The 13,583-nt window shown below is 58.7% G+C and carries 4 protein-coding genes; all 4 read right to left on the bottom strand.

The window, feature by feature from the left end; genetic code table 11:
• Positions 1-191 precede the first annotated feature (191 nt).
• Positions 192-3,701 carry an SMC family ATPase gene (locus tag MKZ24_RS12905; protein WP_340783525.1) on the bottom strand — a complete coding sequence of 1,170 codons (3,510 nt, stop codon included), beginning with the start codon at positions 3,699-3,701 and terminating at the stop codon, positions 192-194.
• Positions 3,698-4,885 (bottom strand): exonuclease SbcCD subunit D, encoded by a 1,188-nt coding sequence (locus MKZ24_RS12900; protein ID WP_042238573.1) that lies wholly within the window; start codon positions 4,883-4,885, stop codon positions 3,698-3,700. The genes MKZ24_RS12905 and MKZ24_RS12900 overlap by 4 nt, the downstream gene beginning before the upstream one ends.
• 734 nt (positions 4,886-5,619) lie before the next feature.
• The gene (locus tag MKZ24_RS12895) at positions 5,620-9,810 is read right to left on the bottom strand and encodes a UvrD-helicase domain-containing protein (RefSeq protein WP_340783519.1); all 4,191 of its coding nucleotides are present in this window, start codon (positions 9,808-9,810) and stop codon (positions 5,620-5,622) included.
• On the bottom strand, positions 9,807-13,343 hold the full coding sequence (addB, locus tag MKZ24_RS12890) for a helicase-exonuclease AddAB subunit AddB (RefSeq protein WP_340783516.1): 3,537 nt from the start codon (positions 13,341-13,343) through the stop codon (positions 9,807-9,809). Before addB ends, MKZ24_RS12895 begins: the two co-directional genes overlap by 4 nt.
• Between the last annotated feature and the right edge of the window lie 240 nt (positions 13,344-13,583).

The raw sequence follows: 13,583 nt of genomic DNA, 5'->3' as shown, positions 1-13,583 counted from the left end.
CATTCAAAAAAAGACAAAAAAAAGAAACACCCTTCACAGCTCATATGAGCTGCTTCGGCGGCGGACGTATGAGAAGGAACAAATTCCCTGTCATACGTCCGCCGAGGTGTTTCAAATGATGTCGGCTTAGCTGTATTATAACAGGGGGTTGAAAGTGTATCTGTGATCGTTGTCACATTCAACCCCGACTTTCACATTTTTTCCAAAAGAATGGTTGAACCCCCGCCGCCCTGCTCTGCCGGTACTACAATCAGCTTGCGCGGCAGACGGGCACGAAGCTCCGGAACATGGCTGATGATGCCTACGGACAGCTGGTCATTGTGCAATCTTTCCAGTGAGGTTATCACGGTATCGAGCAGATCCGGGTCCAAGGTACCGAAGCCCTCATCCAGGAAAAAGAATTGCAGCGGGTATTGTCCGCGCAGCTGAATCTGGGCTGACAGAGCTAACGCCAGCGCAAGAGAGGTCAGGAAAGTCTCTCCTCCGGAAAGCGTGGATACCGGCCGTTTCATCCCCCCATTCCCATCATCACGGATGACAAAACCTCCGCCGGAGTCCACTTCCAGCGCATAACGCTGCTTACTCAGGAAACGCAGGCGCTGTGAGGCAGCCTGACATACCTGCATCAGCTGTTCTTCCGCTATATATTCCACAAAGGCGTTGCCGCGCAGCACCGTCTGCAGCTTGGACAAGCGATCCTGCATAGCAGCATGTCCTGCCCGCTGGCCTTCAAGCTCCATCCAGCGGATGTGCCGCTGCTGCAGATCCTCCAGATCACGCTCCGCACGTGCGCGGGCCTGAAGTGAACTCTCATCCTCTTCCCTGCACTTCTGCAGTGACTCCTGGCTCTCCTGCCACGCCTCACCGCTAAGCACAGCACCACCCAGCTTCTCCTCTATGCTCCTCAGCTGCAATGCACACTCCGCTTCCTCCTCGCGGTGAGCCCGCACCCGTTCAGCCGCCTGAGCCCGCTCAGAGGTCTCCAGCGACGCAGCTTCAACCTCAGCGGCTGAAGTAAACGCCGAAGTCTGCAGCGCCTCCTTCCACTGGGAATCGGCTGCCGTATAATGCTCATGGGCAGACTCTGCAGCCTGACGGGCAACCGCTGCTTCCCGGGTCTGCTGCTGGGCGTTGTCCGCCGCCTGGCGGTGCTCCTGCCGGCTGCGTTCAAGCGCAGTCTGAAGCTCCAGCAGCCTGCGCTCGCATTCCGCCAGCAGCGCCGCCGGCGGACGTCCGCCGGTCCATTCCCGGAGCAGCTGCTCTTTGTCACGTGCGAGCGCTTCTTTGCCTTCAAGCTGGGCGTCCCACTGCGCGAGCTCCTTGTCGAGTCCGGCCAGCTGCTCCTGCAGCGTCTGTACAGCTAAACTCTTCTCGTCCAGGAACTTGACGCTGATCTCCAGCCGGCTTCGGATCTCCTCGGCCCGCTCATCCTTGGCGAGCAGCTCCTGATAGGCTTTCTCCGCCTCCTCAGGCGCAAGCTCCGGAAAGAGCCCGTTCCATTCTTTCCTAAGCTTATTCGCCGAGGCAGCAAGTTCCTCCGCCTTGGCGGCCAGTCCCTGCACCCAGGTCTGCTCGGCTTCGGCACCGGCCGCTTCCTTGTGATACAGCTGCTCCAGCTCCTGCATGGAGCGCTGCCAGTCTGCGGCCGCACGCCGCAATTCTCCGGAGCGCGCCTTCAGCGAGGACAGCCGGGCATTCAGTCCGGATAATGCTGCCTCATCCGGAATGTCTGCGGCTGCAAGAGACTGATGGGCTCCAGGTGACTCGAGCGGTGCAAGCGAGTCACACACGGCTGAGGACTCGAGCGGTGCAAAAGAGTCGCGGGCAACTGAGGACTCGAGCGGTGCAAAAGAGTCGCGGGCAACTGTGGCAGCAGACTGGTTCATCGCTTCTTCGGATGCTGCTCCGCCCAGTTGGGCAAGCCATGATCCGTCCTGCTCCAGCAGGCTGCGGAACAGATGGCGCGTCTCCAGCGCCTGTAGGGCCAGAACGCGGACATGGCGGAGCCGTTGGTCCAGCTCCTCATGTTCCCCCTGCTCCTGCTTAAGCGCAGGGGAGGGATGGTGCTGGCTGCCGCACACCGGGCAAGGCACACCCTCCTGGAGTTCACGGGCGAGCGCCAGCGAGAGCCTGTGAACCTCCTGCTCCTTCAGCGCAGCTTCAAGCGCGCTGGTGTGCTGCTCCAGGCGGCCGGCAGCGGCTCCCGCTGCACCTTCGGCCGCCCGCAGCTCTTCCTGGTGCAGGGCAGCGGCGGCCAGCAGCTCCCCGCGCCCTGCCCCAAGCGCCTGCCGCTGCGAAGAAGCAGCGGCCAGGCGCGCCTGCGCCGCCGCGAGCACCGCTGCGCGCTCGCGGTGCTCACGTTCTGCCGACTCCCGCAGGAGCTCGGCAGAACGCAGCCCCTGCAGTCTCTGCATGGCTTCCTGCAGAGACTGCCGCTCCTGGGAGCGGACCGCGAGCGGCTGCAGGCTCTGCTGCAGCTCGTGCTGTTTCTTTTGGCCACGGGCCAAAAGCTCACGCTCCCGGGCCAGGCTCTCCCGCCCGGCGGCAAGGCCCCGGGCGGCTTCGTCCCCCCGCGCCTGCAGCGCCGCGCGCTCCCGGCGCAGCCCGCCGAGCTCGGCTTCCAGCTCGAGCGCGCGGCGGAACAGGCCCTCCTCCTGACGGAGGGCCGGCTCCCCGGCGGTAAGCGCGGCCTGTGCCGCTGCTTCCGCCTCCGCCTTTACCGCCGCCTCCTGTCCGGCGGCGGATGCCAGAGCCTCCAGGCCCTCCGCGCGGGCATGACGGCTCTTCCAGGCCTCTTCCGCGCTTCGCCAGGCCTTCAGCGCGGGCAGTCTTTTCTCGGCATCGTCAGCCTTGCCGAGCTTCTGCTCCAGGAGGAGAATCTGCTCCTCCTGGGCCTGTAGAGCCTGCCGCTGCTGGCCCCGGCGGGCTTGCTCCTCCTGCAGCTCACGGATGCGGGCGAAGCGCTCTGCGCGCGCCGCCGCTTCCGTGAGCCGCTTGCGGCATTCCTCCGCATGCCGGACTGCCTCCTGCACCCGGACAGCTGCCGCTTCCACGTCTGCCTGGCCCGCGCTGCCCAGTCCCTGCTGCTCGGCCTCCAGCGCGCGCAGTGCCGCCTCGTTCTCTTTGACGCGGCGGCTGAGCTTAAGGGCCAGCCCGTCCCCGTATTGCTCCAGATGGAACAGCCGCTGAAGCATCTGCCTGCGATCTACACCGCGCAGGGACAGGAACTCGGCGAATTTGCCCTGCGGCAGCACCACCGCCCGGGTGAAGTCATCCATCTTCAGCCCGATATGCTCCTCCACACAGCGGGTAACATCCGCAAGCTTATCGGCCATCACAACATAGCCATCATCCTTAACCTCGATGAACCGGCTGATGGTATTACTGACCGATTGCTCTCCGGTCCGCTTAAATTTGCGTTCCACCCGGTAACGCCGCACTCCGGAAGAAGAGGTCAGCTCGAAGGTGAAGGCTACACTGAGCTGGTCCTCAGAATGGTTCATAATGCCTTGAGTCCCGTTTACTGCGCGCTCCACTTTCCCGTACATTGCCAGCGTGATCGCATCCAGCAGACTGGATTTGCCGCTGCCGGTCGGACCAAAGATCCCGAACAGCCCGGTCTCGGTAAGACTGGTAAAATCTATTTCCTGCTGCTCTCTATAGCTTTGCAGTCCAGATAGTTTCAGTAGTATCGGCTTCACTTCAGCATCTCCTCCCCTTCCGCAGATTCCTGCTGTTCTTCTTCAGCGAGCTCCAGGAACAGCTCAATCAGGCTGTCGTCCGGTTCCGCACCGCCCGTCTGGCGCTGGTAGAACTTGCGGAACAATTCCTGCACAGGCATGCGTGAACGTGCCATCTCTTCCAGCTCCTGCTCCATCTGCGGATAAACCGGACGGATATGTACGATGCCTTCCCGTGACTTGCGCAGCCGCTGGATATCGTTCATCGACATCGCTTCCGTCAGACGTAGCTCCAGATCGATGAAGGCCCCCGCATCCCTGCCTTCATCCAGCCAGCTGTAGACCTCCTGCAATCCGCCGGTTGACTTCCAATTAACCAGCGGACGGCCGCAGCTCAGATAGATTTCTTCGAAGACCGGCTCCCCGCCGGGCGCAACATCTATCAGGGCAACAGACTTTGCCTGCCCTGCCTCAGAGAAGCTGTAGGCGAGCGGCGATCCGCTGTAGCGGATCATTCCGTCGCCCTTGACCCGCTGGGCCCGGTGAAGATGCCCGAGTGCCGTATACTGTGCACCGCAGGAGAGCGCCGAAGGATCTACGGTATAGGCACCGCCTACCTGGATCGGGCGTTCAGAGTCGCTCTCCACCCCGCCCAGCACATAAATATGGCTCATCGCCAGATTGACGGTCTGCGGCGTAAACTCCCGGCCGAGCAGATTCATCAGCCTGCCGACTCGTGCGCTGTAAGCCAGCCGCAGTTCAGCCTCTCCTCCGTCACCGGCGAGCAGCTCGCCAAGCCGGGCTTCGGAGGGGTAAGGGAGCGCAGCGATTTTGGCAATCTCACCAGTCCTTGCAGCATGCACCGTCACCGGCTCTGAGGTCGGCATCCCTACAAGTGTAATCCCCTGGCTGCGGACAAGCGGAGACACGGAAGCTACACGCTCCGGCTGATCATGATTGCCCGAAATGACAACCAGCGGCCTGCCGCCTGCCGTCAGTCTGGCCGCAGCCTCGTAGAACAGCTGCTCCGCCGCAGCTGGAGGATTGACCGAATCATAGACATCTCCCGCCATCAGAATCAGATCCGCCCCGGAGGAATCTGCAATCTCCACCAGTTCATCCACGAACTGCTCCTGCTCCTTCTGCCGACTTCTGCCCTCCAGCGTCCGCCCCAGATGCCAGTCCCCCGTGTGCAATATGCGCATTTCCGCCCTCTTTTCCCCGCCTATCCGCGGCAATCATAGATTTAGATATAGATGTTTGGATTGCCTGCTGCTGTAGCCAGAGCAATTTCGGATAATCTGCCGTTTGTGTTGACCATCCGCGTATTTTGTTGAAATCCTGCACGAAATACAACATTTTCCTCATAATATCGATCCTAATCCGGAATTGTTGTATTAAAGACAATTCTGCTTCTCCAAGCGGATCAGCAGGACAATTCTTGTATTACGTACAACAATCTTTCGAATAGTTGTGAATATAAGAATTCAAGTTGTATAACGTACAACATTTGCTTGTGTGTAGCGTAAATATAAAGATCTCATTGCTGCCACCTGCAAATCAAGTATAAGAATTGAAAGATTCGGGGTGACAGATCATCGGTGGCCGGTTACTTGTTTGTTTACAGACTAAGCGTTGGTTATATAGATACTCTTTGTCAGTCTATCAGGTCAGTCTATATCGTGACTCCAGAGAACCCTTGGCTCTCCGGCCGTTACCCGTCTGCAGATTTCTTGAATTAAACCGCTTTTCACGGTGGAAATCCGCAGACAAGCCATACGCTGACACTTCTATGTTCTCAAAATTGTCCCTGCCACGTTTGCCTCTATCTATATATTTTCAGGTTCAAACTATATAGGTTCTTAATCTCTTAATCTCTTAATTTCTTAGTCTCTTAGTCTAATTTCATTCTTAGCCTCTTAGCCTCTAATCCATATTCTCACAGCCTCACAGCATGTCCGCCATCGAAAAAGTACAACCAGACCTCGCTGACCGGCTCGCCCAGAATATCAAGCAGCGCCTTGCTGTACAGCTCCAGCTGGAAGCGGTATTTCTCAGTCAGCGTTTCGAGCCCTCCCTCTTGCACCGGGACGAAATCTGTTTTGTAATCAAGCAGAATCAGGCGCCCTTCCTCACGGAACAGACAGTCGATTACCCCTTGAATCAGAACGGTCTCATTGAAGGCTCCGCTGGCGCCGTCAGCCGGGAGTCCCGCTGCCGCTTCGTCCAGGTATGCAAGTCCCTGGTAAGCCTCGTCTGCAGGAACGCTATAACTGAAAGGCTGCTCTCTGGTCTTCCAGGAAGACTTAAAGAGTCTGCGGCCCAGTTCACTAGTACAGAAATCCTCTACTTCGCCCAGTTCAACCGCGTCTGCCTGCTCCTTGCTGAGTATGGCAAGCCGTTCAAGTCGTGCAAGCGTGGCCTCGAGAACAGACCGGTCCACCGGCTCATCCAGCGGAATATGCTGCATAACGGTATGATACGCGGTTCCGCGCTCAGCAGAGGTAAGTCCCCGCTTTTCCATAAATTTCGGGCGCTGCAGATGCAGGCTGTCACCATATCCGACACCGCCGCTTCTTGCGTTCTGCTCCCCATGAATATAGGTATCTTCCAGCAGATCAAGGGAGGGCTGTTCCTGCATGGACAGCAGTGCCTTCAGCTCGGTCACTGATGTTTTGGCGGGAATGCCTGAAGCAGCCGCATACGGATAGGTCCACTGCAGCCTGTCTGCAATCTCCCCTGCTGAGGCAGTTCCCAGCGAAGGCACAGTCCTGCCCCGGCGGAGCGCCTCAAGCGCCATACGGCGTTCTTCATTCTTGTCACTGTCACCGTCTGCTGCCAGAAAAGCTCCGGAGCCAAGCTCCGCAGCGCCGAGCACCGAAATGCTCCAGTTGGACTCATCGCCGTGAAGTACCGTAGACACCGTGCCCTCACTTCCCGCAACCTTGCGCAGAATAGCTGCTGCGGGATGGCGGATCAGCGCCGGTCCCACCCAGTCCAGATAGCTGCGGCCCCGGGCCAGCAGATGGTCTGCCAGGAGCAGCTCCTCCCGGCCTTGCATAGCAGTCCAGCCAGATACTGTGCGCGGCAAATCGCGGACCGTGCCTACCAGGATCATTTTGTCGCGCGGACGGGTCAGTCCGACATAGAGCACGCGCATCTCCTCAGCCAGCAGCTCCAGCCGTGAACGGCGGTTAATGGCCAGGTATGGCAGCGTCGGGTAGCTGACCCGTGTCTCCCTCTCCACGAAGCGGGGGCCGAAGCCGAGTTCCTTATGCATCAGGAACGGGGAATGCAGATCCTGCCGGTTGAACATTTTGGCCATGCCTGCCAGGAATACAACCGGGAACTCCAGACCCTTGGACTTGTGGATCGTCATAATCCGGACGCCGCCAGCCTCCTCGCCGCTGCCCCCGGCAACGCCCAGATCCCCGCCGTTCTCTCTCAGCCGTGAGATAAACACAAGGAAGCGGAACAATCCTCTGGCTGAGGTCTCATTCTCGAACTGAACAGCCCGGTCATACAATGCCTTCAAATTGTTCTGGCGCTGAAATCCGCCGGGAAGTCCGCCAACCCATTCCAGATATCCGCTTTCCCGGTAAATACGCCAGATTAGTTCGCTTAAGCTTCCCTGCCGGGCGGCGTTTCTCCAGTCCTCCAGCATGTCCCGGAAGGTCTTCAGCTTCATCCGTAGCTGCGGATGAATAGCCGTCAGCGCTGCAGAGGCTTCTGTCTCGGCAGCCCTGTCTTCAAGCAGAGTCTCTTGCTCTGATGTTGTGACAAGATCATACGCTGCAGCAGTCTCTGCCGTTAAATCACCGCCTGCATCGCCGCCTTGCTCTACCCGCAGGGCCGCACCCGCTGAACCCATCGCCAGAGGATTGTCCCCCGGTATATCCGCAGCTTCTGATGCCGCAACCAGCGCATCATAGAACGTTCCGGTGCTGCATAGGCGCACCTTAGCCAGTTCCTCCTCGCGCAGATTCACCACCGGCGAGCGCAGTACACCGGCCAGCGGAATATCCTGGCGGGGATTATCGACAATCTGCAGCAGCGAAAGGGCGATCTCCACCTCGGTAGCCTGGAAGTACCCCTTGTTCTGGTCGCCGTATGCTGGAATGCCTTCATTCCGCAGCTCTTCAATCATCAGCGGCGTCCACACACGGGCGGAACGCAGCAGAATAACGATATCGCCGTATACTACCGGACGCATGATGCGCAGCGCCTTATCATAGATCATCAGCGGTTCCCCACCGGTCATTCCTGTCATCTGCGAGATGCGCTGGGCAATGGCCCGTGCTTCCAGCTGTGCAGTCTCACTCTCTACTGCCTCATTCTCCTGCTGGGGCAGCTCATCGTCCTCCCCGGCTTCCTCGGGCTGTCCGGATGCAGAGGTCCCCTTATCGATCAGCAGCAGCTCCGGCGCAAAATAAGTATCCGGCCCTTTCTCCGCCGCTCCCGGGAAGTTGGCTCCATAGACCAGCTCTGCACGCTGGTTATAGCTTATCTCCGCAACATTGCTGTCCATGATCTGCCGAAAAATCATATTTACGGCATTCACGACTTCCAGCCGGCTGCGGAAATTGCGGGCCAGATCGATGACTGAGCCGCCGGCATTATAGCTCTGCCCGGGACTTGCTTCAGTCCGGGCATCCGCTTCACCGGCAAGCAGGCTACTGCCGTTACCTTCAGCAGACGGCCCAGCGTTGAACCTGCGGTATTTGTCCAGGAACAACCCCGGTTCAGCCAGGCGGAAGCGGTAGATACTCTGCTTCATATCCCCGACCATGAAGCGGTTGCCGGGGAACTCACGGGAGATCAGCCGGACGATCTCCTCCTGTACGCTGTTGGTATCCTGATATTCATCCAGCAGCACCTCATCGAACTGGCTGCGGTATTCCATCGCCGCATCCGAGGGCAGGGAATGTCCCGGATGCGAGTCCGGATGGCGCAGGATCTGCAGGCAGTAATGCTCCAGATCACTGAAATCCACCAGCCCCCGGCCCGCCTTCTCCAGCCGGTAACGTTCACCGAACCCGATAACCGTCTCCGCCAGCTCGTGCATCAGCGGTGCCGCTTCATGGAGTTCACCCAGGAAAGATTCCGCCGGGCGCCCGAATAAGGATTTCTGCAACTCCAGCAAGCTCTTCTTCACTTGATCACGGGTTGCCTTAACACTCTCCTGCAGGCCGGGATCAGTGGAATCCTTCTTGCAGGGCTTCAGCTTGCCGAAAGAGATTTCCATGAAAATATCATAGAGATCAGCCCATGGCTGCGATTCTACCGCATCCCGTAACCCCTGTGCCATATCCAGATCGGCCGTCAGGTTATCCGCATAAGGAGCCGGTCCGCCGGGTTGAAGCGCGATCTCGCGGGCCTGCAGCAGCTGGCTAATGGCACCATCCAGCGTCAGCCTGGCTTCGGCAAGAATGCTCTGCACCCATGGCGTATGGCTCAAGGCCTCCGCATCCGGCAAAGAGAAGTCGGCAGCGGTATCCCGCAGCCACTGCGCCGGCCAGGGATGGCTGCGCGCGAAATCATGCAGCCGCTGAATCAGCGAATGCACCGCATCATCACTGCGCTCACCGCTGAACCAGTCCACAAGCCGGACAAATACGCTATCGTCCCCGTCTTCAGTGACCTCACCGTATTTCTCCTCCATCAGCTCTTCCAGCAGCTCCTGGCGCATCATTTCCGCCTCATGCTCATTGAGTATACGGAAGCCCGGATCAATCGGAATCAGCTGATAATACCGGCGGATCACTTCAAGACAGAAGGAATGCAGCGTAGTAATAGAGGCTCTGCCCAGCAGAGCAAGCTGGCGGCGCAGATATTCGTTCTCACCGCTTGTGTCCTCTTCCAGCTTGCGCTCCAGCGCCTCCCGGATCCGCTGCCGCATCTCGGAGGCTGCAGCCTTGGTGAAGGTCGCTACCAGCAGCCGGTCCACGCTGAAGCCTGCTTCCTCATTGCTGATTTTGCGGATAATGCGCTCTACGAGTACAGCTGTTTTACCGGAACCTGCTGCTGCCGCGACGAGAATATCGCTGCCGCTCTCGGCAATGGCGCGCCACTGGTCGTCACTCCACAGACTCCCTTCCGGCTTCGCTTCCGTTACAGGATGTATGCTCACAATTTCTCTCCTCCTTTGCGGGACAGCAGATCCCAGATTACTTCTTTGCCAGGCTTACTCAGATTATTGTAGCCATTGCCCTCCACAGCCTCGTCGAACTGGCAGACCGGGCGGAAGGAGCAGAAGGTACAGGCGGTCTCCTGCTGGATGCGGTAAGGCTGAATGGCCACATCGCCTTCCGTAATACGCGTACCGATATCCGAAATCGTGCTGCGCACTGAAGACAGCAGCTGACCCCATTGCTCGGGGGTAGCTACAGACGCGCTGCTGTAAAAGCTGCCGTCGCTCTTTAGCGCTACCGGAACAATTGAGGAATACCCTTTGTCGAGTGTGGTATCCATCAGTGAGACCACTTCACGGTCTGCCGTCAGCAGACCCTTCATCTTGAAGCGCTTCATCAGTTCCTGCTCCGCCTGCTCCCGGTTCATCCCGTTGGCCGAGGTCAGCAGCGGATCATGAACATGGAAATAGAGCGCGCCTGCCGGGAGTGCAGCCTGACCAAGCCATTGCTCGGAATAGGTGAGCAGCACATCAAGATAGGTCAGCATTTGCAGCGACAATCCATAGTAGACCTCATGCAGCTTGAGATCCTTCTGGCTTGATTTGTAGTCGATGACCCGCAGAAGTATACCCTGCTCGCCTTCAGCCATATCCACACGGTCAATCCGGCCGACCACCTCCATTACGCAGCCATTCGGCAGTGTAATTCTCAGTGGAGGCAGATCCTTCCCGGGGCCGAAATCCAGCTCCAAACCTATCGGCTCGAAGCTCCCCCTGCGCGAATGCTCGCCGAGGATCACTGAAGCGCGGCCGACAATATTCTTCAGCTTGCGTGAGATATAGCTGTAACGCTTGCTGCTCATCAGAATTTCGCCCTGCAGCAGCGGGGACAGACGGTCTACCGTCTCGCCCGCCTCACGGCGGCATTCTTCGGCCGTCATACTGCCCCAGCTGCGGCCCTCCTTCTGCAGCCGCTGCGCCATTTGGCTTAGAGCCGCATGGAACAGCTGCCCGATATCCGGGGCCTGGAGCTTATAGAGCTGGCGTTCCTTCAGCCTTAGCCCGTAAGAAGCGAAATGAGAGAAGGAGCAGGCGACAAATTTCTCCATGCGCGACACGCTGCCGCGCAGTGTGGAGCCGCCATACAGCCGCAGACTGGTCTCCCGCTTCAGCCTGATCCCTTCGTTGCGGTAGAACAGCGAGCCCAGCAGCCGTTCAAGCTGCAGCTTCATTGAGACTTCCGCCTGCTCATCGGCCGCAAACCAGTTATAGACATCCCACCACAGGCGGGGAATCTCCACCCCCTGGCGCCACTGCCGGAGCTGAAGCATCAGCATGCGGAGGGTTTGCTCAGGATGGCCGATAAATTTCATGTGGACCGCTTCCGCAGACGCGCATTCATCAGCTGCCTCCCCTCCCTGGGGGAACCCTGACAGATACTTCTCATCCAGCCCTTCAGGGAACATGCCCTGCAGCTGGCGGATAATCTCCGAGGGCAGCAGCGCTTTGCCTTCATCATCAGCCGTTGCGTAACTAATCCACAGTTTCCTGCTGGCAGTTGTAAGCGCATTGTAGATCAGGAAGCGCTCATCCAGCAGCTTGCGGGATGAACCGGGGGCGAGCTCCATACCGGCATTCTCCAGCAGCAGACGCTCTCCCTCGGACAAGATCCCGTCTTCCTTGAACTGTGCCGGAACCACACCTTCATTGAAGCCCAGCAGGAAGGCATACTTCACTCCAGACACCCGCGTACGGTCCATCGTTCCCACCAGCACCTGATCAAGGGCAGGCGGGACTAGCCCCATCTTGAGCTCAGCCAGCCCTGTTTCCAGCACGCCGGAGAACAGTTCAAATTCCATTTTTTCCCTGCCCATCATCTCGGCAATCTGATCGAGCAGGTCCAGCACAGCACCCCACAGCTGGTTATGCTCACGGGCAGCTTCCGGGCGTCCCTGTTCCAGAGACTCCGCCCCCATCCGTTCCAGCTTACGCGCTGCCTCTGTGTCCTCAAGCAGCAGATATACTGCTCTGCACAGCTCCAGGCCGCTGCGGCTTGATTTGACCCTCTGCTCAAAAGCCTGCAGCGGTCCTGTGATCGCGCTCCGGCAGGCTTCCATTCTGGCCAGCATGGCTTCATCTACGGCCTCACTGCCCTCCAGCGAGAGACGGGGAATGCCTTTCCAGGAACGGCCGTCAGTCCACCGGTACCCGTGAATACCGCAGGCCAGCACATAATTCTCCAGTTCATCCATATTGGCGCGCGTAATACTTCCGTCCAGCGGAAGCAGCAGCTCGGTCTTCACGCAGCGGAACACATCCTCATAGCGCCAGCGGCGGCGGACTACATCCAGAGCGGAACGGATGAATTCCACCAGCGGATGATGCAGCTCATTCAGCTTCTGGTCCAGGAAGAAGGGAATGCCGAAGTCCTGGAACAGCGGAGCAATCAGCGGCTCATAATCCGTCATATTCCGCATGAATACAGCCATCTCACCATACTTGGCCCCTGAATCTCTGGCCAGGCTCAGCATCTCGCGCAGCACGCCTTCAACCTCGGTCCGGCGGGAGGCCGCAGCCCGGATACTGACTGCCTCCTCCACTTGCCCGGCTGCTCCGTTCCAGCGCAGCCGGCGCTGGAATCCGCGCTCCAGATGGGCGAGAGCCGGACTGTCCTTGAACCTTGGAAGTACAGGCGGGGCCAGAAGCTGGTCCCAGACTGTAAGGCCCATCTCCTCAGCCATTCCCCGCAGCTTGATATACGTAACCGCAGCCGGGTGAAACAGCTCCAGCTCATGCGGTGCCTGGCCCGAAGGATAGATCCGGTCCAGCGTCAGGGCAATGTTGACCCCCGAGGCATATTGCATAAGCTCACGCAATACGATGAATTCCTGATTGGTAAACCCGTGGAACCCGTCTACCCAAATCTCGGCTCCCCGGATATAGCCCGAATCTTGAATATGCTCGGCCAGCTCCGCAAGCCTGTCCTCCTGATCCATGTACAGCTGTGACATTTCCTGCTCCAGCTCACTGAAGACCAAGTGCAGATCTTCCAGCTTGCCGGCCAGAATCGGACTTCCTCCCAGCGCATCCCGCATTCTGCCGAGCTGTTCTTCTAGGTCACCCGCTCCAAGGCAGCAGCGCTTGAGCTCCGTGTGCAGGCTGCTGAGCCGTTCCACGAATCCGGGCCGGTCCGAGGAGGCGCCGAACAGCTTCAGTTCCTCCTTGCGCCGGTTGACGATCTTATAGATCAGCATCTTCTTGCCTTCCTCGCTGATCGGCAGACTCGCACTGCCGCCGGTCTCCTGCTTCACCCTGTAGGCCAGCCGGGAGAAGCTGAGTGTCTGAGCGCGGATGCTGCCCTTGACGTTGCCCGCAGCCAGCAGCCCGCGCTCCGCACCGAATGATCCCTGTTCAGGGACAAGTATAATTATCGGCGCTCCAAGCGGCTCTGTCTTCAGCCGCGTAGATACAGTCTCCCATATTGTAGTTGTCTTGCCGCTGCCCGAGCGTCCGATCAAAAAGTTAACCGTCATATCAGCAGACTCCTTCCGTGGCGGAGAATTAGAATGCAGGCCGCCCTGCTGCTGCACACACAGAAGCGGATTGCCTGATGAATATCAGAATCTATGAATAATCTCGTCCCAATAGTATAGCATACCTCCACCGCGCGCTCCAGAACGTACGTTTGCCATTGTTTGCAAATACCTGCCGCTTTTTTTCAGGCCACGGCTACCTGGCAACAGCAAAGAAGACTCTCCCGAAGCCATGGATCG

The sequence above is a fragment of the Paenibacillus sp. FSL R7-0297 genome, assembly GCF_038009025.1.
GTDB lineage: Bacteria > Bacillota > Bacilli > Paenibacillales > Paenibacillaceae > Paenibacillus_AQ.
Note: the sequence above shows the minus strand (reverse complement) of the source record. Positions and strands in the feature narration are given on the sequence as shown.

Bases quoted from the DNA above. Each gene is read 5' to 3' on its own strand.
- MKZ24_RS12900 (WP_042238573.1), bottom strand. From the start codon at position 4,885: ATGCGCATATTGCACACGGGGGACTGGCATCTGGGGCGGACGCTGGAG.
- addB (WP_340783516.1), bottom strand. From the start codon at position 13,343: ATGACGGTTAACTTTTTGATCGGACGCTCGGGCAGCGGCAAGACAACT.